The sequence below is a fragment of the Planococcus rifietoensis genome (assembly GCF_001465795.2).
GTDB classification, from domain to species: Bacteria; Bacillota; Bacilli; order Bacillales_A; family Planococcaceae; genus Planococcus; species Planococcus rifietoensis.
The window spans coordinates 2,870,442-2,893,929 of the sequence record NZ_CP013659.2 but is presented as its reverse complement, the minus strand read 5'-3'; the positions used below and the strand labels follow the sequence as shown (position 1 = coordinate 2,893,929).

Sequence of the window (23,488 nt, the reverse complement as noted above, 5' to 3'; positions counted from 1 at the left end):
ATAAAGCGATAAGCTAGAGAAGTGGAATTTTGAGGAGGGCTTATATGAGTGGCAAAGACGTACTTTCCAAGTTCAAACAGGACCTCGCTGCTTATTCACCTGAACAATTGCGAAGTATTCCCGAAGAAGGCGTATGGTCTATTGGCCAAATGTACGACCACTTAATCGTCGTGGCGCATGAGTATATCGACAATGTAGCTGTTTGTGCTGAGGCAAAAGAGGATCCATTCTTAGAGAAAACCCCTGCTGGCAAGGAACTGTTTAACAATAAAGGCTTCCCGCCAATCAAAATCAGGTTGCCGGACGAAATGAATGCTCCCCCTAATAATTCAGACAGCCAGGAAGAGCTGATCGACAGGATGGAAAAATTAATTCAAAGGGTCGAGCACTGGGAATCACAAGTGGATGAAATTCCTCCAGAACGTAAAGCAAAGCATGGCGGGTTCGGTTGGCTGAACGGAAGAGAATGGCTGGATTTAGTGGAAATGCACTCTCGCCATCATCTGCGCCAAAAAGAAGAGCTGGAAAGCTATCTGAAATAGAATAGTTCACAAAGATCTATAGCGGCTCAATTCATATCCATAAATTCTATCGAAAAGCTGGGCAGAGTTTTTTATGAGGAGGTTTTCTGATGAAATATTTGGGCTTGGGATATTTTGATAAGAAAAAAATGGACGCATTGCCAACAGAAAAAGTAGAGGCGATTATGCAGACATGTCAGGTGCATCTCGAAGAATTCTATAAAAGCGGTCAAGTAATGGCAGATGTTGGCGTTGCCCAGGAAGCAAAGAGCTTGCAGCGGGTGGATGGCAATATCCAAGTTGGAGAAAGCCAGTTGACTCAGCTGAAAAAAATGATTGGCAGCGCATTTATCATAGAAGCCCAAAATATCGAAGAAGCAATCGACATAGCGTCTCTGCATCCGACAGTACAGGTCACGGAAGCAGAGCAATTAGGCTGGGAAATCGAAATTCGGGCCATTGATTCCTTCTATATGAAAAACTAAAGCAGCTGCGGCCGCTTTAGTTTTCATCTTTTTTATATCCGGGAGCTCTTCATTTTAAATCGAACATCCCTTTTCCTGTTTCAAAATCTATAGGCAATGAGGAATGTTCATGGACAATTTCCCACGAATCTTGCGTTTTTCTCAGTCCATAGGTGAAGCGATTGATCGTTTGCTGCAGCTTAACAGCAGTTTGTTGCTGGTACCCTGTATAACTTACCGCACAATGGACAAACGCCAAAGTCGATACTGTTTCAATTACCACATCAGTAAAAGCAACTTCCAGGCGCACATCGTTTTTACGCAAGCCGTTAAACCATTCGGAAACATTTGCCTGCCATGACTGGATACCTTTGCTTTCCCAGCTCCCCCAACAATCATAAATATGAATGTCGGAAGCATAGAGAGACAATAATTTTTCCTCATCTTTCTCTTGAACTGCGTTTTTATACGTTTCGAGAACATCGTGCACTTCATAGAAATTCTTGGTCATTAATATGGGCTCCTTTCTTGGTTTTAGAATGAAACAGACAGGACAGTTCTTAAACTACCTAAGTCTAAGTTCGGAGCCTGCACAATTATTCCTGCTTCAAACTTTAGGATCCGAATGAATAAAAGTGGCGATGGGCCCAGAAATTGCAAATTTAGCCGAAGAGCGACAACGTAAAGCCATTAATTGATGATAGAAGGAGGAAGCAAGCATGGATTTTCAAGCATTGGCTACAGACAGGCTGGAACTCGTACATATTGAAAAACATCACGCCGCAAGCTTCTTCGACATCATGTCGAGACGCGAAGTCACGAAATATTACGGCATGAGCAACTTAACGGAAATGAACGAGGCTGAAAAAATAATCGAGTCGTTCAGGCAGACCTTCGAAAGTGGCAGAGGAATCCGCTGGGGCGTCGTCGTGAGAGAGACAGGGGCTTTCATCGGGACGGTTGGATTGAACAATTTGAACCTCAAAAGCAGAAAAGCGGAAATCGGTTTTGAGCTGCATCCTTCCTATTGGAACAAAGGCTATGTTTCAGAAGCCGTCAAAGAAGTATTGGCGTATTGTTTCGGCCAGCTCGGATTATTCCGTTTGGGTGCGGTTACGTTTCCGGAAAACGGTGCATCCATCGCTTTGCTGCAAAAATTAGGATTTGAAAAAGAAGGCATGCTAAGGGGCTATCTCTATCAGGACGATCGGTCCCACGATGCGCTTATCTTTTCGCTATTGGCTAATGAATGGGCAATGAGTGCCACCAAAAAAATAAAAAATTAAAGGAGGGTAAGGTATCAATCTTTTCGTATTTGCCGTTATCCATATCCAAGTAGGGATAGCACTCATCTATAGTCATAATAAATTGCCGAGAACAATTACCACATTCGGTGCGGTTTTTTTAATTATGAGCTTTCTATACTGGGGAAGAGTAGTAATGGAAGGTTTCTCGATCAATAAATAAATATGAATCGGGCCTCTGATAAGTCCGTTAAATAGTTCAATTCACTATAAACGGTTATTGGTAAAGCATCAGAAGGAGGGACGAAATGAAGCTTTTCAAGTTTGATAAAAGCAATGGCAAACAGATTTCAAAGTTCAACTCAGATTTCATCATGTCCCGAATTACTCAGACGACAAAAGCCGCTCACATCGGCTGCATGCATTTAGAAGAAAATGGGATAGTAGGGTATCACCAAGCAGTAAGCCCTCAGTTGCTTTTAATCGTAAGCGGAGAAGGGCTTGTAAGGGGTGAACAAGAAGAATATTTCAAAGTCGAGGCTGGCGACGCAGTTTCCTGGAACAAGGGTGAATGGCATGAAACAAAGACAGACACAGGTTTGATGGCTATTGTTATCGAGAGTGAGGAGCTATCTCCGCTCATGCATATGGCGTAATTATTCTATGTGTTCAACAACTTTAAGGAGTGTCCACATGGCCAGTCTAGTTATCGATTTTGAATTAGATCCTTCATTAAGACTGGATCAAAAACTACTTCGCCAAAGAAATGGAAAACTATTACTTGATGTAGAGGGGGAGTTGGGGATTAGCGTCGATCATTCCTGCTTCTTTAGGGAACCATCGCTTGCATTACTGGAGTTCGCAGTGAGTTTAAAAGAGTGACGGATGAAAGATTCAAAAAGACCGAGTAGCTTTTATTATTTTTCGATGGAACATGATGAAAGAGAAGGCCCCATCTTAGCTTTTATTAGAGAAAATGACAATAAATGGCGCCTCTTTTCCATTTGGCAAGAATTTGAACACGAAGGCATTATCAGCACCGATGTTCTAGTGAAAGCAGTCGATCGATATTTGACCGAGTTTGAAGAAATATTAACTGTCCGATTTAATATCTGGTACTCGGATTTCATTAAGCTATAGTAGGTGTAACAGGACTGGGTATAAAAAAACATTTTAAAAGACCAATTAAGGCAAAATCCCCTTAATTGGCCTTTTTATTTATTTCGAAATAAAATCAGTTTCTTCAAAAATCCTGTTTCACAGCACGCCCTACCACCAGGTAAGCGATGAGAAATCCGAGCAGGCCGAGGAAAACAGGAACGGCGGTAACAGAAAACAGGTTTGTATCGTTCGTATTCACCGATGACGACAGCAAGGCAACGATGGCGATTCCTGAAACGATTGTAGCGGGAACGGAGTATTTCCTCATGCCGAAGAATAGTGGAATTAACGACATTCCGGAGCAGGCTATTGCCAGAACCACTAAATGCAATAGGTAGCCAGACGGCAAAGCCAGTCCCAGATCAACCGGCGTAAAGGCATACAGCTTATTGAAAGCTAAAAAACTATAGTAGACGATCAATGTTGAAGCTATGACGAAAAAAAAAGTGAGTACGCTGACAATGATCAGCTTAGCGAACAATAGCTTTTTTCGGCTGATCGGGTACATGAAGAGAAACGAAATGGTCTTGTTTTTGAATTCCTCAACAATGATCTGTGACAGCAGGACAGAAGCATAGATGACAAAGGCTGCAATGACAAAGAGTTCAATGATTACGCGAAGGTCCTCAGAGCTGGATAGAAATTCAGTGACTGCTTCCGGCTCGATGCCAAGCAGCATCAACATGCCGACAATCGCCGCGTTGATCAGCACGAACGTGACAGCTACCCCCACCAAATTCATTCTTTTCAATTCCAGTTTAATTAGATTTAGCATATGAACCCTCTCCTTCTATCAATTGAAGGAAATAATCTTCAAGAGGCTGTTTTTTATGATTGAGCGATTCGATTTCCACTTCGTTTTGCATCATGGACTGGAAAATAGCATTCTGGGAAATGTCATCGTAAATATTGATGATGCTTTTATCTTCCCTGACACGGAAATTCCGTGCCTTTAATTTATTTTCCAAAATGAACGCTGCTTTTGGATAATCTTTCACGACCAGCTCGATGTGATTGGCGTGGGTATTGCGGATTTCTTCCATCGACGCTTCTTTGATCAGCTGTCCTTTGCGGATGACGCCGATTGTGTCGGCGATTTGCTCGATTTCCGATAAGTTATGGCTTGAAATCAGCAAAGTAATGCCGTATTGACGGCTTAGCTTCACGAACAATTCGCGGAGTTCATGCATGCCGACAGGATCCAGGCCATTTACCGGTTCGTCCAAAATGAGAATTTCCGGTTTTGTGATAACGGCGCGGGCAATGCCAAGCCGCTGCTTCATGCCGAGCGAAAAATCCTTCACGGGCTTGTTTTCCACATTCACTAAATTGACCAAGGCCAATGTCTCGGGAATTGCTTGTTTATCGTAATAGCCCATGTATTCGCAATGCAGTTCGAGATTTTTTCTGGCGGTCAGCTTTTCGAAAAAGATAGGGTATTCAATGATGCTGCCCATTCTTTTCAATAATTCATACGAAGTGTCATGCACTTTCTCGCCGAATAATTCAATTTCTCCTCCGGAAGGCTTCACTAAATTGGTAATCATCTTCATGATGGTCGTCTTTCCGGCACCGTTTGGCCCCAAAAATCCGTAAATTTCCCCCTGGCGGACATTCATGTCAACGCTAGATACTACTTCTTCGCCGTTATACGCTTTGGTCAACTGATGCGTTCTAAGAATATGAGTCATGCTGCATTCTCCTCTCTTTCTTCTTAGAATCACTTTATCAAACGCTTCTGTCGCCCCACTTACTAAATCCTTACGAATTCCTTACGTTTTCAAAGTTTTGAAAGTAACAGCAAATACGGTCTTGTTGAAAGGCACACTGGTGAAGCGGATGCTGCCTTTCATTCGTTCGACCAATCGTTTGGCGATGGTCAATCCAAGCCCACTGCCTTCTGCCGAAGAGCTTCTGGCATCTTCCAAAGTGTACAGGCGTTCGAAAATCTGATGGATGTCTTTCTCGTTAATGCCCTTGCCCCGGTCCCAGACCTCTATGATGACGTCATTCTTTTCCTGCCGCAGCGAAAGGCCCAAGACTTTGCCTTCTTTGCCGTAGCGGATTGCATTGGACAATAAATTTTCCAGGACGCGCATCAAGGCGTCCCGGTCGGCTTCGATGAAAACCGCTGCTTCCGGAATGTCGATGAGGACTTCAAAACCTGTAGAACTTAAGGTGTCGTAATAGCCCAAAATGGCTTCGCGGCAAACTTCACTGGCATTGATGTGTTTCATTTCAATGGGCCAATCATTCGATTCCAGCTTCGCCAAATCGAAAAATTTACTGATGAGGTGGCTGACTTCCATGACTTTGCCGTTGACCTTCGAAAGCAGCCGTTCCCGTTCTTCGTCGGTGTATCTATTGTCGTGCTGAATCGTTTCGATGTAGCCGAGCACTACCGTCAAAGGTGTTTTCAAATCGTGGGAAACATTGGACAGCATCCGGTTCATCGACATCCGTAAGCGGGTGCCATCGGCAATGTATTCCTGGTGGTAATCAAGCAAGGAATTGATGCTGACGAGCAACTCCCTCAACGACTGTTCTTCGGTCCGGACGAGCAGCCTTTCGGTCGACTGTTTTTCGAGGATATCGTCCAGTTTGTTTGAAATATAGGGAAGGTCTTTCGTGATCGTCTGTTTGATTTTGTAATAGCGATAGCTGACAACTGCCAAGAGAAGCGCGAGGACTGCGGACACATAAATCATTTTGCTGCCTCGATTTTATAGCCGATGCCCCAAATGGTTTTTATGTATTTGGGTGAAGAGGGGTCTTCTTCGATTTTTCCTCTGAGACGCCGGATATGGACATTGATGACATTATCATCTCCGTAATAGGCTTCTTTCCAGATGCTTTCGAACAATTGGCCTTTCGTAAACACACGGTTGGGGTTGGTCGCAAGCAACGACAGAATCTGGAATTCCTTCGCCGTTAAACTCAGTTCTCGCCCGTTCTTGATGACCGTGAAATTAGCCAAATGGATCTCGAGGCCATCCATTCTCACAATTTGTTCCGGCTGGTCCGGAGCGCTTTGGCTGTACTGCTTCGCGCGGCGTAAAGCCGCTTTGACGCGTGCCGTCATTTCAATCAACGAAAACGGTTTGGCGATATAATCATCCGCCCCAAATCCGAGTCCCAAGGCTTTGTCCAAGTCGCTGCCTTTTGCCGACATGATCAAGATCGGCAAGGTGCTGTCGTTTCGCATCAACTGCAAAACATCCAAGCCGTTCGCAGTCGGCAACATCAAATCCAGAATGACCAAATCGAAGCTGCCTGTTGAGAACAAGCGCAATGCTTCGTCGCCATCAAATGCGGACGTCACGGCATACCCTTCTTTTTTCATATGGTTCAATACCATTTCATGAATTTGATGATCGTCTTCCACCAGCAAAATCGCTTCATTCATCGCCATCACTTCTTTCTGTTCGAGTATTATCGGAAGGAATTTAACAGTTCCTGTGAAATTGAGAATTTTTGGTTCCTTTCCATCATTATAAACATTTTCCATCTCAAAAATATCGATCTACTCATTCCTGCGTGAAAATAGAATGCAATCCTGCTTACAAATGGTAGTGAACAATGCGGGGGAATCCAGTTATCTTCTGGCGAAAAAGGTTTTTTAGGTATAATCAGGCTAATGATCAATCAGCAGGAGGGAAGTATATGGAAATCACGTTGCACTTGCTCCAACAACAGGATGCGGCCGGATTGTTTCAGTTTGAATTGGAGAATCGGAAGTTTTTCGAGCGGCTGGTGCCAAGCCGAGGAGAGGATTTCTACGTCTTCGAAAATTTTCTCTCGAGGCATGAAGAGTTATTGAAAGAACAACAAGAAGGCTTTGCAAACTTCTACCTGATCAAGAACGATTCAGGAGACATTCTAGGAAGAATCAACTTAGTGGATATGGACAGGAACCATCAAACGGCAGAAATCGGATTTCGTATTGGGGCCAACTACGGCGGGCAGGGCATCGGAAACCTGGCCTTGAATCTGTTGCTCAATACCGATTTGGAGTTGAGGCAAATACACGGAAAGACGACGACCGTTAATCATGCCTCTCAAAGAATATTGACGAAAAATGGATTTAAGCAAGTGGGCATGGGCGAAGAAACATTTGAGATGAATGGCCAAGAAATGAGTTTTGTCTATTACGTATGGGAAGCGAGAGAAAAGTGATGGGTGTGGAGTTTGCCTAATTGAATAACACTAGTTGAATTCGATCTCTATAAAATGATTCAAGATTCCAATGCCCGTTATTTCACTCAATGGCTCAGCAAAGCGATGAGTTGCCAGGCAAAGAGCCGAAATCTCTTTAGTCCTTTCCCAAAATGTGATATATTTTGGGAAAGCGGTAGAACGTGTATTCGTTAGAATCATTTCAGTTTTAGATTTAATTTCGAATGCCGGAGCGTCAGGATTATAGGCAGTATCGCAAAAGTACGGGGAAAAGGAAGTGGAACATGGAACAAAAAATACCAGAACTCGCGTTGAAAATCAGAAACAGCTCCGGCGGCCATATCTTTTATCTGACAAAAGACACTAAGCATTATATTGATAATATCGTCGTTTTCATCTTGGATGGGTTAAAGAGCGAGGAACATGTATTGATTGTGGAAAACAAGCGCTTGACCCCATTAATCCAGAAACGGCTCCAAGCAGTCTTGACGGCCGATGAACTGGCCAAGGTTTATTTTTTCGACAGCTACAAGCTTTATTGGCATAAAGGGAATTTCCATCCGAGCACGATCGTCGAATACTTCCAGGAAAGCTTCGACGTTTCCGCGATGTCCTGCCAGTATTTTCGGACTTGGGGACATATCGAATGGAACACAGGTGACGGCTTGGAAGAAGAGCTGTTGTCGTACGAAGAGCAGGTAGACGAGTTGATCACAGCACAAAATTTGATTGCGGTATGTGCATACGACGCCATCCGTGTCGAGCAGCATTTGCAGGATAAGCTTGCCTTGTACCACGACTACCTAATGGAAGATGAAGAAATCCTGTTTTTAGGGGGGACACGCAGCTCCCAGCGCCCTGTAGTAAATGAGACAACCGGAAGATAAATGACTTCGTAAGCACATAAAAAGGCTTCCCGAAAAGATCATGAAGATGATCTTGCGGGAAGCCTTTTTTCAGACGGCTGATATAACGTGATGATAGCTGCCTTTAGTATGGACATAGCCTTCCAAGATGAGGCGGGCGGTTCGGACGACCTTGATATTGCTGATGTGCCCGGCAATGAGGTCCACTTTCGTTTCGATGATTCCGGATGGGTGGCCAAGACGGACGATATTGGCATCGATCCGGATCAAGTCATTTAGGATCGTATCGGGCAAGAACGCGCCTGCTGTGGTGCAGATAGCGCCGGTTATGGCCAATGCCTGATGCGGTTTTTGCATGGACATCATCCGGATTCGGCAATCCATAGTATCGGCTTCCCGCCGGATGCCGTTGACGTCCGAGTAAGCGGCAGGCGGGGCTACGAGCGTCAACTTTGGCACTGCGGGGGATTTGATTGTTGCTTCTTCTTTCGAACAGAATCCACATAATTCTGCCGCAGCTGACCGGATTTCCTCCAGCTGCCCGAGCAATTGCGGAGTGAAATCGGCAGGCAGTTCAGAGCCGGTCAATCCCACATCCTGCGCTTTGACGAATACCAAGGGATTGGCCACATCGATAATCGAGACGGCAACCGTGCCGAAAGCGGTCTTGATGTGATCGACTGGATAGCCGGTCGGGAAGAGCTTGCCCGTGACGGCGCCTTGCGCGTCGGTGAAAGATAAATAGATGGGCGAGCCGGTGCCCGGGACGCCTGGAATTTCACATTCACCTTCCGTTTTCACTTGCCTGTGTTCGACTTCCACTTCGGCGACGATCACTTTTTGTGTATTGGTATTGAAGATTTTGACGCTCGTCATCGGCTCTACTGCCGGAACGAGCCCTTGCTCGATAGCATAAGGGCCGACTGCGGAAGAAATATTGCCGCAATTGCCGCGGAAATCGACCAATTGATTTTCGATGCTCACTTGCGCAAACGTATACTCCACATCGATGCCTGGAATCGCTGACTTTTTGATGATGGCGGCTTTGCTCGTCAATGAATTGCCGCCTCCCAAACCGTCAATTTGCCGTTGATCCGGGCTTCCCATGATATCCAACAGAAAACCATCCCACAGAGTTCGGTCTACGGGCATATCCTCAAAATTAATAAAAATCCCTTTGCTGGTTCCTCCACGCATTACTGATATTGGTACTTTCATGCTGCAGCCACCTTTCGTAAGTTCGATTGCTTATGAAAAAAGCTTATGGTATTTTTAGTCATAAGTGAAATAGATATTATTAAGGTGTTGTTCTAAAAAAAACTTATAACCTGATCGGAGTGGGCAGAATGGATGAGAAAGATTGGGAAGCCATGCAAGTGTTGCATGAAGAGAAAAACATCAGCCGCGCTTCGGAACGCTTGTATATTTCGCAGCCGGCTTTGACGTATCGCTTAAAGAATCTGGAGGAAGATATGGGGACAAAGCTTTTCTTCAAGACCAAAAAAGGCATCGAGCTGACGGCAGAGGGAGTCTATCTCGCCCAATACGCGGATGAAATGATTACGAAATTGCAAAACGCCAAAGATTATATCCAGAATATGAACCAGGAAATCCAGGGGATCCTGAGGCTCGGGGTATCGAGCAATTTCGCGCAGTATAAATTGCCTGCCTTATTGAAGGAATTCATCACGGCCCATCCGAAAGTGCAGTTCAGCGTGAACACGGGATGGAGTGCGGACGTTATGGGATTGCTCAATTCATCGGAAGTCCATTTGGGGATTTTGCGCGGCGACTATAACTGGACCGGGTCAAAATCGCTGTTGCATACGGAACAACTGTTTTTAATCTCGAAAAATGAAGTGAATATGGAAGAAGTGCCTGAATTGCCGTTTATCAATTACAAAACCGACAGCTCCTTGAAAGATATCATCAATAAATGGTGGCACGATCAATACAACGAGCCGCCGATCATTACGATGGAGACTGACCGGCAGGAGACGTGCAAGGAAATGGTCAAGAACGACTTAGGAATCGCCATCCTTCCCGAAATTTGCCTGCGCCCTTCCGACGAGATCCATAAATACCCGTTGTTCTATAAAGACGGGGAACCGGTTATGCGGGATACGTGGCTGATGTACAACCATGAATTTTTGAAGCTGTCGACTGTCCAGAAGTTTGTGGAATTCTTGAAAAACCACCCGTCGCTTCTGTCCGAAGTTTAGGTTATAAGTTTTTTTGTGTCTTTATTATAAATTCTCTCTATTTTACTTATTTTAAGTAATGGAATATTCTTAAAACTAATTCGTATCGCAAATTTGCCAAGGGGTGGGAAATTTAATTGTTATGTAAGCGAATACATTTAGAGGGGGAATTTATATTCTTACACTATTAGGGGTTTCCATGGTAATTGTATTTACGTATTTGATCATGGCGAAAAAAATGTCGCCGGTCTCCGCGTTGGTGGTGGTGCCAATCGTCTTTGCCGTCATCGGCGGATTTTGGTCCGGTTTAGGGACAATGATGATGGACGGGCTTAAACAAGTCGCCCCGTCCGCAGCTTTGTTGCTGTTTGCGATTTTGTTCTTCGGGATTTTGATCGATGCCGGACTGTTTGATCCATTGATCAATCGAGTCATGAAGCTGGTGAAAGGGGATCCAGTGAAGATTGCGATCGGGACAGCGGTCATCGCCATGATTGCGTCATTGGACGGCGATGGCACGACGACACATATGATCACCATTTCAGCGATGCTCGCGCTGTACATTCGTCTCGGCATGAACCCGTTGGTGTTGGCGACCATCTCCATTATGTCCGTCAGTATCATCAGCGGCATGACGCCGTGGGGCGGTCCGGCGACAAGGGCTATCGCTGCGTTAGGGTTGGATGCCAATGAGTTTTTCATTCCGATTCTTCCGACGATGTTTGCGGGAATCCTGAGCATTTTGGGGATTGCGTATATGATGGGGAAAAAAGAACGCGAACGTCTTGGAATCATCAAAGTGGAAAACATTCCTGCTAATTCCGAAAGCATGCTTCAAGTTGCCGCTACCCATGCCTTGGACGAAGATTTAAAAAAGCCGCAATTGATCTGGGTCAACCTCGTATTGGTACTGGCCGTCATGAGCGTCTTGGTAACGGGGATCTTGCCCGCTGCCGTCAGTTTCCTGATCGGCTTCGTGTTGGCAGCTGCCATTAACTATCCCGACCTGCAAATGCAAAAAGAACGCATTCTGGCGCATTCGGGCAATGCCATCACGGTCGTCGTACTGGTCTTTGCGGCCGGTATCTTCTCTGGAATTTTCTCCGGCACGCAAATGGTCGATGCCATTTCCAACTCGCTGATTTCGATCATTCCGGCGTCTGTCGGCTCTTATTACCCATTGATCGTCGCCATTACGAGCATGCCGTTTACGTTTGCTTTGTCGAATGATGCTTATTATTTCGGCGTGTTGCCCATCTTGGCAGAAGCGGGCGCTGCGTATGGCGTGAGCCCTCTTGAAATCGCACGTGCTTCCGTCTTGGGGCAGCCGATACACTTTTTGAGCCCATTGGTGGCTTCGACCTTATTGGTAGTGGGGATGATCAGAAAGGATTTCGGGGAAATGCAGAAATTCGCATTCAAATGGGCCTTCCTTTGCTGCTTATCCATTATTGCGGTGGCTTTCATTACTGGGGCCATTTAACTTTAGGGAATTTTAAGAACTCGTATTTTCCGAAGCTTATCGCTCGCTTTCCGCGGGCGGGAATCGAGCCTCCTCGTCACTTCGTTCCTGCGGGGTCTCTCAAACCCGCTTTTCCCGCAGGAGTCGAGCGAACGCTTCTCCAAATACTTAGGTAGATCATTGATTTTTGAATGTAGAAAAGATAATTCTTTTTAACTCATAGCGAATTATAGGCTTCTTCCATACTAAAAAAAAGATTCCGCCCGGCTGGGACGGAATCTTTTTTATTGGCTTGCTTGTTGTTCGCTTTCGGTGATGACGCGAGCGATTAATCGGGACAGCTTCATGACGGTATGAAGGCGCGTGTCGTTCAGGAACTGGGAAGTCGGGAGGGGATCCAAATAATTCACGATTCCCTGGAAATGATAGTCGCCGGTTTCCGGAAGCATTCTCTCCAGTGCTTTTCCTGGCATCAGCGGAGCGTCTACAAATAGCACATCGCCGACTTGTTCTTTCGCACCAAGGCTCGCGTCGACGCAGATGATGAGCGGATGGTGATAGGTTTTTTGAATATCTTTTAAAGCAGGCTTTAAATTGAACGCATGGATAGGCTCTTCCAATGTCCCATATACACGCTCGATTTTGGCATTTTCTACAATCATGCTTCCGGTGAGAGGCCCCAAGGAATCGCCGATATACCGGTCAGACCCGATGCACAAATAAACGATTTCGCGCTGCTCGGAACGTGCGTCGCGGAGGATCGCCGACAAATTGTCGATGATTGCCTGCAATGCTTCAGGTGCAGTCTGCTCATTAAACTGAAGTGTATTTTTGGGTTTAGGTGCAACTTCGTGGAGTTTATGTCTGCGGAAGGTATTCATCATGTTATACCACCTCTATACGTACTTTTATCGATTAAGTCCATTATAACCGGAATACTTCTGAGCGCATAAGACGAAGCGAAGAAATACGAGGGCAATGACGCTCTCAGTAAGTTAGCGCATTCATAGATAATGATAAAGCGCGATTTAATTCTTTACTAATCGTTCTAGAAAGAGTAGTATCTAGTTTGAAGAACATATTTTTTTAATTTTTTTAGAATGAACGTTCTAATAAAGTGATGAGTGAGGAATGATTTTCACGTCCCTCAATTCAAGTATCAATTCTGAATGGAGAGATTGGCATGGCTAGAAACAAAGCATTCGATGAAAAAGAAGTGTTAAAAAAAGCAATGGAGTTGTTTTGGGGACAAGGCTATGAAAAGACGTCCATGCAGGATTTGGTTGACCATATGGGAATCCACCGTAGAAGCATCTATGATACATTCGGTGACAAACGTTCGTTGTTCTTGAGCTCGTTAGCTTATTACGAAGAATTCGTCGCAAATGAAATGAAAAAGATCCTTGCGAGTGAGTTGCCGGCTAAACAGGCGGTCAGGGAAGTATTTGAATTTGCGCTGAACGCAGCTGAACATTATCCGGCGGGTTGCCTGGCGGTGAATACAGCTGTTGAATTATCGCTTCTGGACAGAGAAATTGCGGAACTGTCGACCAGAATGTTCAAAGATACCGAGAAACTATTCGGCCGCCTGATTGAACAAGGCCATGCGAGTGGCGAATTATCCAAGCAGCTCGACCCAGACAGCCTATCCCGTTTTTTGCATAATAACCTTCTCGGTATAAGAGTTTTGATCAAGACCGATTACACAAAAAAAGAATTAGAAAGCATCATCGATGTCACACTTTCGGTGCTAGACTAGCTTTCTTTTTTTATCTTTATTAGAACGTTCATTCTAGAATAAAAAAATAAATATTTCTTGCTTCTTCACCGATAAACTAAAATTTTTTATAGGAGGAATATCATTATGGCAAACTTTACGATTCCAAGCGTTTCTGAATTTATCGAAGTCGGCGGGACACGCTATGCATACAGAAAATTGGGGGCAGCCACAGGAGTGCCGCTAGTATTTTTCATTCACTTTAGAGGGACGATCGAAAATTGGGATCCTCACATGATCGAACCTATTGCGAAAGAACGTCCGGTAATTCTGTTCGATAATAAAGGCGTAGGTGAGACCAATGGCGAAACACCTACTACCATAGCCGAGATGGCAAGCGATGCAGCACAATTCATCAAAGCCCTGGAACTGGGGAAAGTTGATATCCTTGGCTTTTCGATCGGCGGGATGGTAGCGCAAGAAGTGGCGCTGCAACAAGGGCAGTTGGTAAGACGCCTCATCTTGGCAGGAACCTCTCCGGAAGCCGGAATCAACCCAGACTCCGAAATTTTTCAGAGAATGAATAAAAATGGAGGGACACAAGAAGAAGGAATTGAAGATTTCATGTTCTTCTTCTACAGACCGACTGAAAGCAGCCGAGCGCGGGGCATGGCTTCACTGCAAAGAATCTTCGCGCAGAAGACGATCAATAGCTCCGACCAGGTACAGCAAGCACAATTGCAGGCAATCGCTAAATGGGCGCAACCAAAAGAAACTCAGCAATTTGAGTGGCTTCAACAAATTACCCATCCTGTCCTTGTCACAAATGGAGTCACGGACGTCATGGTGCCAACCGCCAACAGCTATGTTTTAACAGAGAAACTGCCGAATGCCCAGCTTATCGTTTACCCTGACTCGGGCCATGGCCACTTGTTCCAATTCCCGAAAGAATTCGCAAAACATGTGAATCAGTTCCTCGACTCAGAGGCTTATTGATTGATCATAGAAACTTGAGTTCGATAGCTGATTTTTCCATTCCAAGAAACGGAGGGCTTCTGATGAAAGCATTAGTAATTGAAAAGTATGGGGAAAAGCCGATTTTCCAAGATCGCCCAATGCCAGTTGCAGGGAACCATGAAGTGTTGATTGAAATATATGCGGCCAGTTTAAATCCTCTCGATACGAAAATCCGCAAGGGAGACTTAAAATTGGTATTGAAGTACGACATGCCGTTAACTTTGGGCAACGACTTTGCCGGCAAGGTCATCCAGGCGGGCGCGAATGTTACTAAATTCAAAGTGGGGGATGAGGTTTACGGCCGTCCCAGAGCCAGTAAAATTGGAACTTTTGCGGAATACTTGGCCGTTCACGAAGACGATATCACGTTAAAGCCCTCCAACTTGGATTTTGCAGAAGCGGCGTCAGTGCCCTTGGTGGGATTGACTTCGTATCAAGCTTTGCATGACATCTTGCAAGTGAAATCAGGACAAAAGGTATTGATCCATGCCGGATCCGGCGGAGTTGGCACCTTTGCCATTCAACTGGCCAAATCAATGGGAGCGTTTGTGGCCACAACAGCAAGCAGTGGAAGCGAGTTGGCAAAAACCCTTGGTGCCGACCGGGTGATTGATTATAAACAAGAAAATTTTGAAGACGTTCTCCGGGAATACGATGCGGTTATCGATACTTTAGGGGGAGCGACATTGGAGAAATCCTTTGCCGTCTTGAAGGATGGAGGACAGGTCGTGTCGGTTTCTGGTGCGCCGACCGGCCGATTTGCAGAAGAACAAAAATTGGGCGGGATGAAGAAGTTCTTGTTTTCACTAGCCAGCGCAAAAGTGATGAAATTGGCGAAAAAACATAACACCCGCTACACTTTTCTATTTATGAAGCATAGCGGCGAGCAATTAGAGCTGCTGACCAAACGATTGGAATCAAAAGAAATTATTCCTGTCATCGATAAAGTATTTGATTTTGAAGATGTATTGCAAGCACTCGATTATCTTGAAACGGGAAGAGCAAAAGGAAAAGTCGTTGTCCGAATGAAATAAAGGCAGTTTGAAACTCTTTTCAGGAAGCTAGAGATTCACTTCTTTAAAGCATTTTAGAAAATGAATAGGTAGGGGTGAACTGGCTTTGCCCTGAACATTAAAAACTTTTATACAATCAACAAAAAGCGCATTCGGTAAAATCGAATGCGCTTTTTCTTATTTCAAATTCACATTAATCCATTTTAGCAAAAGCTACGAGCGTCCCTACATCACATGAACGAAATCCGTTCTTTTCGTAGAAATGACGAACATTCGGCGCTTCTTCGGTTAATAGTACTTTTTGGCGCACTCCGCTGAATTTATACAAGGTTTGGTGCATAAGATCTGAAGCAATTCCGTTGTTTTGCTGACTTGCTAACACGAGAATATCTTGGATATAAACAATCGTTAACCCATCGCCGACTACACGAATCAGCCCGACTAACTTGTCTTTTTCCCATGCAGATAATACATACAACGAACATGATAGGGCTTGTTCCAGCTGATCCATATCCTTTGTATAGGCATACCATTCAGCATCTTCGTAAAGGGCTTTCAACTGCTCGCGTGGGATTTGCTTATGTTCTTTGAATATAACGGCCATTAATTTTCCTCCTCAAAATTATTATTTTGAAGAGCGTGAACGCAATTTTTCCACTGGCTTATGCCTCCTCTCAACAAAAGAATATTTGCGCTTAGTTAAACGGGTTACGGCTATTTCTTATTTAGCCATTGGATAATGGAATGCGAAGTCATTTCGGGTTCGTCCCACTGAATCATGTGCATTGCATTTTCTAAGGACTGCACGGACAGGTTTTCGATATGTTCAGAGAGCTGGCGAACCCCCTCGATTCTGGCTTGCTCTAAGCTTTTGGGATGTGCAGCGTGTATCAACAATGTGGGCGCCTTTATGAATGGATATGCTTCTCTGAAAGGCTCTTTGAAAAAGGCTTTGACGATGGCGAGCACGCTAAACTTTGAAACGATAAGCTCGAATTTTCCATCTGGTGTCTTGGTGAAAAGCGAAGCCGCATAACGTTCTTTCTGAATATCCCACTGCCTCGCATATATCCGGTATTCCTCAAAGATTTCTTTTTCGCTATTAAATATCGAACGGTCCATATAGTCGTTCCAACCTGTATAAGCATAATCGAAGCTCATTTCCGGCTGGTTGTGAGGAAAAGTAAACGCGCCATCCAACAAGATCAAGCCGGCTACATTGTCTGGATAAAAGCGAGTGTAATGAAGAGCGATATCTGCTCCCCAAGAATGTCCCATGATATAGAACGGGCCATCAATAATCCGGTCGACTACTTGATCGACCCAAGCGGCCAAATTTGAAAACAAATAATCCTCTTCTTTCGGCAAAGGAGCCGTTTTTCCATGGCCTGGATTGTCCAAAATAATGACATGAAAGTCTTTACACAGATAGGGAATAAGCTCTCCGAAACTGTAAAGCCCATTTCCACCGAGGCCATGCAGGCAAAGAACGGTCGGCTGATCGGGATTCCCGAATTCATGATAGTTCACTGTTCCCCTTCGAATCGAATTTTGAAATTTGGCCATGGTTAAGAATTTCTTTTCAGAAGATGATTTGGACTCTTCAGGGAGTTCACCATCTCTCGGATTTCACTGACGACCGCTTCGGGATTATCGATATGAACGGAATGTCCCGCATCTTCGAGAATGACATGACGGCTATTGGTACTCAGACTGGCTAGGTCTCTCTGGAAATTCATCCAGTGATTCCAGGACTCTTCAGTATGATCAGGCTGGTTGCCGCCGGTTACGACGGTTAAGGGGATGTTGCCGAGCGTTTTGTATTTCCGCACTTGCTCCAAGCTTTCTTCGAATTCCGCTAAAGTGCCTTCTGCTCCAAACTGTCCGTAATAATCAGCTTGCATGTCAGGAGATAATTCATCAGCCATCAGTTTATTTTGATCTTCGTGGCATGAGTCCAAAAGAATCAGTCCAGCTACTTCTTCCGGGTACAAGCTTGCGTAAAGGCGGACATTCAAGCCGCCGAAAGAATGGCCGACTAGTATATATGGAGGTTTTATTTCCTTTTCTTGAAGCAAGCTGCGCAGATTCGCAACATTTTGAAGGCTATGGTGCGGACGCGAGTCTCCAGTGCTCCGTCCAAGACCAGCTCGGTCGTAGATGAGCAGTTGGGAAAATGAAGAGACTTCCGCCTTGACGCTGTTCCATCTCCTCGTGGGCACCCCATACCCTGAATCGAAAACAATTACAGGTCCATCCGTACTTTCCCCTAACACTTTGCAATAAAGCTGAATTCCTCCGATATCAACGCGTGCATCTTCCATCTGCTTCGTCATAAGTTTCCTCCATTTCATCGAGCACTTCCTCTGAATTAATGCGTGAAAAAATATTTCCCTAATTATACTACAATATTCTGTAAATTGATTGGATGTATATACAATAATTGGATATAGTAAAGGAGGAACTAATTCACAAAATTATGAGGTGGGCAAATGCTAAGACTCTATATTACGAGGCACGGAGAAACACAGTGGAATATTGAAAAGAAAATGCAAGGATGGCAGGATTCCCCTTTGACAGCGAAAGGAATTCAAAATGCATTATGGCTGAGTGAAAGAATGGAGCTAGTCGATATAGATGTAATTTATGCGAGTCCAAGTGGCAGAGCACAACATACTGCGGAACTGATCCGTGGAAACAAGCCAACTCAGATCGTATTTGATCCCAATTTGAAGGAAATCAATATGGGGGAGTGGGAAGGCCACAATGTATCAGCCATCAAAGAACAGGATCAAGCAAGCTTCCATGCATTTTGGAATGAGCCGGCCTCGTATAAGCCAAGTGGCGGTGAATCGTTCCCTGAATTGATCGAGAGAATCCGGGCAGCTTTAAAAGAAATCGAAGCGAAACATTCTTCTGGCAACGTCTTGATCGTCACGCATTCGGTCGTCATCAAAGCGCTATTCATGATTTTCAACGACACAGAAATCGAACACTTCTGGGCACCGCCGTATATTGAGGACACCAGCCTCACTATCATAGAAGTCGATGACACAGGCTATCGAGTAAGCTTGGAAGGCTGTACAGTACATAAAGAAAACAACGATGAGAGAGTAAAACTTTAGGGGTAAGCGGATGCAGAAAGGTAGATAAAAATGATTGAAATTAAAGGAAGAAAAATGGAGTTAATCGAAAATACGGCAGAGAGCTTGGATGCACTATACTTCTGGCGGTTTGAAGAAAAAGAGCAAGAAGCGAAAAAATGGAATGGGCCGTATATTCCTGAAGAATATATGAGCAAAGAACGGCACAGGGAAAAATGGCTGAATGATGAGGAGATTGCTTCAGGCGTTCCGACGTCTCTTGCGATTAGGGCTGAAGGACAAGTGATCGGTTATGTAGGAGCATACTGGGTGGACCAAAACACCAATTGGCTCGAAACGGGAATCGTCATCTACGATAAAAATTACTGGAATGGCGGTTATGGCCGAGAAGCTTATACCTTATGGATTGATTTCCTTTTCGAATCGACGGACTTGCACAGGATTGGAATGTCGACCTGGTCAGGCAATGAAAGAATGATGAAAGTTGCGGAAAGAATTGGGATGAGAGAAGAAGCGCGCATCCGAAATGCGCGGATGGTAGAAGGACAGTACTTCGACGCCATCAAAATGGGGATGCTGCGAGAAGAGTGGGAAAAGTAGACACTGGTTTTCTTCAAACCGTGAAAGAAATGAATAGTTTTTAAAATGTGATGAAAGGGATGAAGTGCTTGTTAATTGTCCTGCTCATAATTGGGTCATACATATGTGGAACGATAAACGGTGCATACTATATTGGCAAAATCTATTTTAGAAAAGATATTAGAGAATTAGGCAGCACTACTGCGGGGGCACGGAATGCTGGGCGCTTATTTGGCAAAGGCGCATTTACCGGCGCCCTCCTGGTCGATGCGTTTAAAACGTTTCTGCCCTTAGGGATTGGTTACATGCTTGGTCTGTCACCATGGGTGCAAGCCTTGCTTGCCTTGAGTGTCCTTATCGGACATATTTGGCCTATTCAATTGGGAGGTAAGGGTGGTAAAGGAGTTGTCGTTTACTTGGCATCTGCCTTAGTGATGGTGCCAGTCGCCCTTTTTGCCTCCTTCCTCTTGTTGCTTATAGTGAAACTATTAAAAGTGAAATTGACGGGTGTGGGCTTGCTGGTTTTAGTTCCAGCGCCGATTATTCTGTTCGTCCAACATGAATGGCAGGCAGCCTGCGTCTTCAGTCTTATGCTTATTATTGTGGTTTTTGCGCACAAAAGGAGTGTCTTCAATGAATAACAAACCGTCTATCTACTATAAAATTGCAGATTCACAAGAAGAGATGGAACAAATCCACCGTTTAAATTATGAAACCTTCGTGGAGGAAATTCCTCAGCATGACAAGAGCCAAGAACAACGGCTAGTAGACCGTTTCCACGAAGAGAATACCTATTGGATTGCTAAACAAGACAACCGCTTAATCGGGATGGTGGCACTCCGTGGCATTCGCCCATTCTCCTTAGATCAGAAACTCGGGGCTGTGGATCATTATTTGCCGGATGATGCCAAGCCGTGTGAAGTTCGCTTGCTATCTGTGCGGCGAGAGTATCGCGGCAAGAGAGTTTTTTTCGGTCTTCTCCAGCAAGTCGTAGCTTCCTGTTTACAGCAAGATTATACTTGCGTACTCATTTCAGGGACAGTGCGGCAGGCGCGACTTTACCGACATATAGGCTTTAAGCCGTTTGGACCCCTGATCGGCACAGAAAATGCAAAGTACCAGCCGATGCTGTTAACCAAAGAGTATTTTACTTCAGCCGGGAAGCTTTTCGATCAAATGACTCAAGTGGAGAAGGAGCCGTTTTCAATCCGTCTTCTGCCAGGACCGGTCTCGATGCACCCCAAAGTCGAAGAAGCCTGGGCAATGCCTGCAACGTCCCATCGTTCGGACAGCTTTTGTAAAGAAATCAGCTCTTTGCAGATGGAGCTAAAGCAGCTAACAGGTGCAACTCATGTCCAACTGGCTATCGGAACGGGCACCCTCGCGAATGAATTGATCGCAGCACAGCTGAGCCGGCTTGGCGGTAAAGGGCTCATCCTATCGAATGGCGAATTCGGTGAACGCTTGGCAGAACAGGCAAAGCGTTGGCAATTGGATGTGCTCCATATGCAAAAGCGCTGGGATGAACCGCTTGTTGTAAATGAAGTGGAAGAACTAGTGAAACAGCATCCGGATATTCGCTGGCTATGGACGGTCCATTGCGAAACGTCGACCGGGTACCTTTATCCATTAGAAGAATTAAAATCATTGTGTGAACAACAGGAGATTCGGCTGTGCCTGGACGCTTGCAGCAGTTTCGGGACCGTCCCATCGGATTTTTCGAATGTGTACATGGCAAGCGCTGTGAGCGGAAAAGGTTTGGGTTCTTATCCCGGCCTAGCGATCGTGCTTCATCAAGACAGCGTTTCTCCAGATGCCAGCTTGCCTGCGTATCTGGACTTAGGCTTGTATGAAAAGAGTGGCACGGTGCCATTCACCCATTCTTCGAATAGCGTCTCTGCGCTTCAAGCAGCCATCACTCATCATCGCTTTCCCGACCCGCTGTTTGCAACGGAAATCCGCAACCGGCTAACGGATGCCGGGTTGGAAGTTTTAGGACATGACCGGTACTCGCCTGGCATCCTGACAATCGCCTTGCCAAGTAAAATCGAAGCACGTGCGGTGGGTGATGCACTCAAAGCCAAAGGAATCGAGATCAGCTACGAGAGTGATTATTTATTGAAGCGCAATTGGATTCAAATTGCTTTGATGGGCGATGTAAATCCATTAAAGGTTAAAAAAGCTATCACTGAACTCATTAAAACTCTAATGAGTGCATAACGTTCTGCTAGAAAGAGCTAGTTTAACTACTGGTGAAAATGGAGTTGAATTATGGCCAGCTTAAATACTGTAGTTCCATTAGAAGCGAACTTGTTAAAGAAGACATTAATAGATAAACAAGGCTGGGATAAAGAAAATGAATTGGTATTAATTAAATCAATGATGGTACATATCGGTTCCCCAGATGGTGAGCTGCGCGACAGGTTAATATACGGTGCATTTTGTGATCTGGTTTTGGGAGATGAAATAGAAGCGAACATATTGAGCGAGATGCTCAAGTCTTGTTTAAACGAACAAATGCTGTTTAAAGGGATAGGTGAATCCGGAACAGACAGCGTTTTTACGAGGTCGTTCACCAGTTTGTTAATTGCGCTCATTCTGCACTCAGATAACCAGAAAGATTTTCTTTCAAGAGAGTTAATTTTCGAAGTGAAGGATCAATTAATTTCCTATATCACTCTCGAAAAAGACTTGAGGGGATTTGTCGTTGATAAAGGCTGGGCGCATAGCATCGCTCATATTGCGGATGCCTTTGATGAACTCACTAAAAATAAAAAAATCACAGCTGATGATTATGAAGAGTTAGCAAATGTCTTATGGAAAAAAATATTTATAACAGACTATATCTACATTCACGACGAAGAAGAAAGGATCCTGATTCCTCTATTGGAAACGTTAAAGCAGGGGTTGCCATACGAAGTGATGCAAGGGTTCGTAGAAAATATTCCTGTTGAATTGGAAGGGCAAAAAGGTCAACTAGCAGAAGAAAACTATTGGTACCTATACGCCAACTGCAAGAAATTCCTAAAAAGCTTCTATGTAGAGATTGATAATGATCCTGACTTACTACCGCTCCAAAAAAGCATAGGGGCCTGTCTGTCAGAAATTTAAAGACTCTTTAATGCGGTTTTGGGAACTGATCCTTATACACTCCCGTAAATAGAAGAGTGGAAGGAGGCGATCGTGAATAACAAAACTCATATATTCTTAGTCATTGTCCTAGCGCTCAACACGCTAAGATACGGCACTTATCTAATGGAAGGCGACACACACCTCTATTACATCATTATGTTTTTGGTCAATCTAATAGCTGTGTTATTTGTCATTATCTCTAGATGGAACAGAAAAAAATCGGAAACCGATAGTTCCATGAGTGAGAGCCGGTGAACAATTTGAATAAACCCATCACTATAGCAATCGCTGGTGTTTCAGGGGGCGGTAAAACTGCGCTCACCACTCATTTGGCCACACATACAAATAACGCCAAAGCGCTGTTCTTTGATGATTACGACTTGGACGGGCCGGATGATGTATTGGAATGGATCAATCGCGGCGCCAATTCGCATGAGTGGAACCTCGAGCCGTTTGTTGCGGATTTCATGGAATTGCTGAAGCAACCGTTGGAATACATATTTTTAGACTATCCGTTTGCGTATCAACATACGCAAATGAAAGAATTTATTGATCTGGCTGTCTTCATTGAGACACCGCTCGATCTTGCCTTGGCCAGGCGGGTTAGTAGAGACTTTCAAAATAGTTCCGGAGAAGAAATAGTGGCACAAGTGAATCATTATGCAAGTCACGGAAGGCGCGCTTATCTCAACATGATTGAAACTATTCAGCCGGATTCTGATTTACTTGTAGATGGAACTTTAACTATTGAGAGCCTTGCCGATCACATCATGGAGAAAGGTGGCGAGTACCATAGAGGCCGTACCTAAACTATCGATTAGAAAGATGAAT

Annotated in this window: 27 protein-coding genes and 1 pseudogene; 18 read left to right on the top strand and 10 right to left on the bottom strand. The window is 44.7% G+C overall.

Annotated features, from left to right (window positions below; genetic code table 11):
- Positions 1 to 44 precede the first annotated feature (44 nt).
- Positions 45 to 542: a DinB family protein gene (locus AUC31_RS14360; RefSeq protein WP_058382526.1), complete on the top strand. Its 498-nt coding sequence runs from the start codon at positions 45 to 47 to the stop codon at positions 540 to 542.
- A gap of 89 nt (positions 543 to 631) precedes the next feature.
- Entirely contained in the window at positions 632 to 1,006 is a 375-nt protein-coding gene (locus AUC31_RS14355; protein ID WP_058382527.1) for a YciI family protein, read from the top strand.
- A gap of 49 nt (positions 1,007 to 1,055) precedes the next feature.
- On the opposite strand, the gene AUC31_RS14350 is transcribed toward AUC31_RS14355, so the two are convergent.
- The gene (locus AUC31_RS14350; RefSeq protein WP_058382528.1) at positions 1,056 to 1,496 is read right to left on the bottom strand and encodes a YybH family protein; all 441 of its coding nucleotides are present in this window, start codon (positions 1,494 to 1,496) and stop codon (positions 1,056 to 1,058) included.
- Positions 1,497 to 1,704: 208 nt separating this feature from the next.
- Here AUC31_RS14350 and AUC31_RS14345 point away from each other — a divergent pair, with 208 nt between their 5' ends.
- The 3 genes and pseudogenes from AUC31_RS14345 to AUC31_RS18055 all read left to right on the top strand — a co-directional run bounded on the left by AUC31_RS14345 (position 1,705) and on the right by AUC31_RS18055 (position 3,369).
- Positions 1,705 to 2,271, top strand: coding sequence for a GNAT family N-acetyltransferase (locus AUC31_RS14345; RefSeq protein WP_058382529.1), 567 nt, complete (start codon positions 1,705 to 1,707; stop codon positions 2,269 to 2,271).
- Positions 2,272 to 2,537: 266 nt separating this feature from the next.
- Positions 2,538 to 2,885, top strand: a complete 348-nt coding sequence (locus AUC31_RS14340) for a cupin domain-containing protein (RefSeq protein ID WP_058382530.1) — start codon at positions 2,538 to 2,540, stop codon at positions 2,883 to 2,885.
- A gap of 7 nt (positions 2,886 to 2,892) precedes the next feature.
- Positions 2,893 to 3,369, top strand: a pseudogene (locus tag AUC31_RS18055) (DUF7878 domain-containing protein).
- Between the two features lie 103 nt (positions 3,370 to 3,472).
- Here the strand turns inward: AUC31_RS18055 and AUC31_RS14325 are convergent.
- The 4 genes from AUC31_RS14325 to AUC31_RS14310 all read right to left on the bottom strand — a co-directional run bounded on the left by AUC31_RS14325 (position 3,473) and on the right by AUC31_RS14310 (position 6,796).
- Positions 3,473 to 4,165: an ABC transporter permease gene (locus tag AUC31_RS14325; RefSeq protein WP_058382533.1), complete on the bottom strand. Its 693-nt coding sequence runs from the start codon at positions 4,163 to 4,165 to the stop codon at positions 3,473 to 3,475.
- Complete coding sequence (locus AUC31_RS14320) at positions 4,149 to 5,081, bottom strand: ABC transporter ATP-binding protein (protein ID WP_058382534.1); 933 nt, start codon at positions 5,079 to 5,081, stop codon at positions 4,149 to 4,151. The genes AUC31_RS14325 and AUC31_RS14320 overlap by 17 nt, the downstream gene beginning before the upstream one ends.
- A gap of 81 nt (positions 5,082 to 5,162) precedes the next feature.
- Positions 5,163 to 6,098 (bottom strand): sensor histidine kinase, encoded by a 936-nt coding sequence (locus tag AUC31_RS14315; protein WP_058382535.1) that lies wholly within the window; start codon positions 6,096 to 6,098, stop codon positions 5,163 to 5,165.
- Positions 6,095 to 6,796, bottom strand: coding sequence for a response regulator transcription factor (locus AUC31_RS14310; RefSeq protein WP_058383765.1), 702 nt, complete (start codon positions 6,794 to 6,796; stop codon positions 6,095 to 6,097). Before AUC31_RS14310 ends, AUC31_RS14315 begins: the two co-directional genes overlap by 4 nt.
- Before the next feature lie 257 nt (positions 6,797 to 7,053).
- On the opposite strand from AUC31_RS14310, the gene AUC31_RS14305 reads away from it, so the two are divergent.
- Both AUC31_RS14305 and AUC31_RS14300 read left to right on the top strand, forming a co-directional pair.
- Positions 7,054 to 7,566: a GNAT family N-acetyltransferase gene (locus AUC31_RS14305; RefSeq protein ID WP_058382536.1), complete on the top strand. Its 513-nt coding sequence runs from the start codon at positions 7,054 to 7,056 to the stop codon at positions 7,564 to 7,566.
- A gap of 284 nt (positions 7,567 to 7,850) precedes the next feature.
- Positions 7,851 to 8,453, top strand: coding sequence for an MEDS domain-containing protein (locus AUC31_RS14300; protein ID WP_068347052.1), 603 nt, complete (start codon positions 7,851 to 7,853; stop codon positions 8,451 to 8,453).
- 69 nt (positions 8,454 to 8,522) lie between these two features.
- On the opposite strand, the gene AUC31_RS14295 is transcribed toward AUC31_RS14300, so the two are convergent.
- Complete coding sequence (locus AUC31_RS14295; protein WP_058382538.1) at positions 8,523 to 9,650, bottom strand: 2-methylaconitate cis-trans isomerase PrpF family protein; 1,128 nt, start codon at positions 9,648 to 9,650, stop codon at positions 8,523 to 8,525.
- Between the two features lie 128 nt (positions 9,651 to 9,778).
- Here AUC31_RS14295 and AUC31_RS14290 point away from each other — a divergent pair, with 128 nt between their 5' ends.
- Together AUC31_RS14290 and AUC31_RS14285 are read left to right on the top strand one after the other, a co-directional pair.
- Positions 9,779 to 10,654, top strand: coding sequence for a LysR family transcriptional regulator (locus AUC31_RS14290; protein ID WP_058382539.1), 876 nt, complete (start codon positions 9,779 to 9,781; stop codon positions 10,652 to 10,654).
- 154 nt (positions 10,655 to 10,808) lie between these two features.
- Positions 10,809 to 12,116, top strand: a complete 1,308-nt coding sequence (locus tag AUC31_RS14285) for a CitMHS family transporter (RefSeq protein WP_058382540.1) — start codon at positions 10,809 to 10,811, stop codon at positions 12,114 to 12,116.
- A 263-nt stretch (positions 12,117 to 12,379) separates the two neighbouring features.
- Here AUC31_RS14285 and yyaC read toward each other — a convergent pair whose 3' ends face one another.
- Complete coding sequence (yyaC, locus tag AUC31_RS14280) at positions 12,380 to 12,979, bottom strand: spore protease YyaC (RefSeq protein ID WP_237150625.1); 600 nt, start codon at positions 12,977 to 12,979, stop codon at positions 12,380 to 12,382.
- 299 nt (positions 12,980 to 13,278) lie between these two features.
- On the opposite strand from yyaC, the gene AUC31_RS14275 reads away from it, so the two are divergent.
- The 3 genes from AUC31_RS14275 to AUC31_RS14265 all read left to right on the top strand — a co-directional run bounded on the left by AUC31_RS14275 (position 13,279) and on the right by AUC31_RS14265 (position 15,863).
- Positions 13,279 to 13,854 carry a TetR/AcrR family transcriptional regulator gene (locus AUC31_RS14275; RefSeq protein WP_058382541.1) on the top strand — a complete coding sequence of 192 codons (576 nt, stop codon included), beginning with the start codon at positions 13,279 to 13,281 and terminating at the stop codon, positions 13,852 to 13,854.
- Positions 13,855 to 13,959: 105 nt separating this feature from the next.
- Positions 13,960 to 14,808 carry an alpha/beta fold hydrolase gene (locus tag AUC31_RS14270; RefSeq protein WP_058382542.1) on the top strand — a complete coding sequence of 283 codons (849 nt, stop codon included), beginning with the start codon at positions 13,960 to 13,962 and terminating at the stop codon, positions 14,806 to 14,808.
- A 62-nt stretch (positions 14,809 to 14,870) separates the two neighbouring features.
- Complete coding sequence (locus AUC31_RS14265) at positions 14,871 to 15,863, top strand: NADP-dependent oxidoreductase (RefSeq protein ID WP_058382543.1); 993 nt, start codon at positions 14,871 to 14,873, stop codon at positions 15,861 to 15,863.
- A 172-nt stretch (positions 15,864 to 16,035) separates the two neighbouring features.
- On the opposite strand, the gene AUC31_RS14260 is transcribed toward AUC31_RS14265, so the two are convergent.
- From AUC31_RS14260 to AUC31_RS14250, 3 genes are all read right to left on the bottom strand, one after another.
- Complete coding sequence (locus AUC31_RS14260; protein WP_058382544.1) at positions 16,036 to 16,446, bottom strand: GNAT family N-acetyltransferase; 411 nt, start codon at positions 16,444 to 16,446, stop codon at positions 16,036 to 16,038.
- 110 nt (positions 16,447 to 16,556) lie between these two features.
- Positions 16,557 to 17,372: an alpha/beta fold hydrolase gene (locus tag AUC31_RS14255; protein WP_237150624.1), complete on the bottom strand. Its 816-nt coding sequence runs from the start codon at positions 17,370 to 17,372 to the stop codon at positions 16,557 to 16,559.
- A 38-nt stretch (positions 17,373 to 17,410) separates the two neighbouring features.
- Positions 17,411 to 18,178, bottom strand: coding sequence for an alpha/beta fold hydrolase (locus AUC31_RS14250; RefSeq protein WP_058382546.1), 768 nt, complete (start codon positions 18,176 to 18,178; stop codon positions 17,411 to 17,413).
- A gap of 156 nt (positions 18,179 to 18,334) precedes the next feature.
- Here AUC31_RS14250 and AUC31_RS14245 point away from each other — a divergent pair, with 156 nt between their 5' ends.
- From AUC31_RS14245 to AUC31_RS14215, 6 genes are all read left to right on the top strand, one after another.
- Positions 18,335 to 18,967 carry a histidine phosphatase family protein gene (locus AUC31_RS14245; protein WP_058382547.1) on the top strand — a complete coding sequence of 211 codons (633 nt, stop codon included), beginning with the start codon at positions 18,335 to 18,337 and terminating at the stop codon, positions 18,965 to 18,967.
- Between the two features lie 30 nt (positions 18,968 to 18,997).
- On the top strand, positions 18,998 to 19,546 hold the full coding sequence (locus AUC31_RS14240; protein WP_058382548.1) for a GNAT family N-acetyltransferase: 549 nt from the start codon (positions 18,998 to 19,000) through the stop codon (positions 19,544 to 19,546).
- Between the two features lie 68 nt (positions 19,547 to 19,614).
- Positions 19,615 to 20,166 carry a glycerol-3-phosphate acyltransferase gene (locus AUC31_RS14235; RefSeq protein WP_157073507.1) on the top strand — a complete coding sequence of 184 codons (552 nt, stop codon included), beginning with the start codon at positions 19,615 to 19,617 and terminating at the stop codon, positions 20,164 to 20,166.
- Entirely contained in the window at positions 20,159 to 21,745 is a 1,587-nt protein-coding gene (locus AUC31_RS14230; protein WP_058382550.1) for a GNAT family N-acetyltransferase, read from the top strand. Before AUC31_RS14235 ends, AUC31_RS14230 begins: the two co-directional genes overlap by 8 nt.
- A gap of 51 nt (positions 21,746 to 21,796) precedes the next feature.
- The gene (locus AUC31_RS14225; RefSeq protein WP_058382551.1) at positions 21,797 to 22,636 is read left to right on the top strand and encodes a DUF2785 domain-containing protein; all 840 of its coding nucleotides are present in this window, start codon (positions 21,797 to 21,799) and stop codon (positions 22,634 to 22,636) included.
- A 272-nt stretch (positions 22,637 to 22,908) separates the two neighbouring features.
- Entirely contained in the window at positions 22,909 to 23,466 is a 558-nt protein-coding gene (locus tag AUC31_RS14215; protein ID WP_058382553.1) for a nucleoside/nucleotide kinase family protein, read from the top strand.
- The last annotated feature ends 22 nt before the right edge of the window (positions 23,467 to 23,488 follow it).

Excerpts from the sequence above, each read along its gene's own strand:
- AUC31_RS14350 (WP_058382528.1), bottom strand. The coding sequence starts at position 1,496 with ATGACCAAGAATTTCTATGAAGTGCACGATGTTCTCGAAACGTATAAA.
- AUC31_RS14325 (WP_058382533.1), bottom strand. The coding sequence starts at position 4,165 with ATGCTAAATCTAATTAAACTGGAATTGAAAAGAATGAATTTGGTGGGG.
- AUC31_RS14270 (WP_058382542.1), top strand. The coding sequence starts at position 13,960 with ATGGCAAACTTTACGATTCCAAGCGTTTCTGAATTTATCGAAGTCGGC.
- AUC31_RS14295 (WP_058382538.1), bottom strand. The coding sequence starts at position 9,650 with ATGAAAGTACCAATATCAGTAATGCGTGGAGGAACCAGCAAAGGGATT.
- AUC31_RS14345 (WP_058382529.1), top strand. The coding sequence starts at position 1,705 with ATGGATTTTCAAGCATTGGCTACAGACAGGCTGGAACTCGTACATATT.
- AUC31_RS14290 (WP_058382539.1), top strand. The coding sequence starts at position 9,779 with ATGGATGAGAAAGATTGGGAAGCCATGCAAGTGTTGCATGAAGAGAAA.
- AUC31_RS14305 (WP_058382536.1), top strand. The coding sequence starts at position 7,054 with ATGGAAATCACGTTGCACTTGCTCCAACAACAGGATGCGGCCGGATTG.
- AUC31_RS14260 (WP_058382544.1), bottom strand. The coding sequence starts at position 16,446 with ATGGCCGTTATATTCAAAGAACATAAGCAAATCCCACGCGAGCAGTTG.
- yyaC (WP_237150625.1), bottom strand. The coding sequence starts at position 12,979 with ATGATGAATACCTTCCGCAGACATAAACTCCACGAAGTTGCACCTAAA.
- AUC31_RS14250 (WP_058382546.1), bottom strand. The coding sequence starts at position 18,178 with ATGACGAAGCAGATGGAAGATGCACGCGTTGATATCGGAGGAATTCAG.
- AUC31_RS14225 (WP_058382551.1), top strand. The coding sequence starts at position 21,797 with ATGGCCAGCTTAAATACTGTAGTTCCATTAGAAGCGAACTTGTTAAAG.
- AUC31_RS14315 (WP_058382535.1), bottom strand. The coding sequence starts at position 6,098 with ATGATTTATGTGTCCGCAGTCCTCGCGCTTCTCTTGGCAGTTGTCAGC.
- AUC31_RS14275 (WP_058382541.1), top strand. The coding sequence starts at position 13,279 with ATGGCTAGAAACAAAGCATTCGATGAAAAAGAAGTGTTAAAAAAAGCA.
- AUC31_RS14245 (WP_058382547.1), top strand. The coding sequence starts at position 18,335 with ATGCTAAGACTCTATATTACGAGGCACGGAGAAACACAGTGGAATATT.
- AUC31_RS14310 (WP_058383765.1), bottom strand. The coding sequence starts at position 6,796 with ATGAATGAAGCGATTTTGCTGGTGGAAGACGATCATCAAATTCATGAA.
- AUC31_RS14360 (WP_058382526.1), top strand. The coding sequence starts at position 45 with ATGAGTGGCAAAGACGTACTTTCCAAGTTCAAACAGGACCTCGCTGCT.
- AUC31_RS14240 (WP_058382548.1), top strand. The coding sequence starts at position 18,998 with ATGATTGAAATTAAAGGAAGAAAAATGGAGTTAATCGAAAATACGGCA.
- AUC31_RS14320 (WP_058382534.1), bottom strand. The coding sequence starts at position 5,081 with ATGACTCATATTCTTAGAACGCATCAGTTGACCAAAGCGTATAACGGC.
- AUC31_RS14230 (WP_058382550.1), top strand. The coding sequence starts at position 20,159 with ATGAATAACAAACCGTCTATCTACTATAAAATTGCAGATTCACAAGAA.
- AUC31_RS14355 (WP_058382527.1), top strand. The coding sequence starts at position 632 with ATGAAATATTTGGGCTTGGGATATTTTGATAAGAAAAAAATGGACGCA.
- AUC31_RS14265 (WP_058382543.1), top strand. The coding sequence starts at position 14,871 with ATGAAAGCATTAGTAATTGAAAAGTATGGGGAAAAGCCGATTTTCCAA.
- AUC31_RS14300 (WP_068347052.1), top strand. The coding sequence starts at position 7,851 with ATGGAACAAAAAATACCAGAACTCGCGTTGAAAATCAGAAACAGCTCC.
- AUC31_RS14340 (WP_058382530.1), top strand. The coding sequence starts at position 2,538 with ATGAAGCTTTTCAAGTTTGATAAAAGCAATGGCAAACAGATTTCAAAG.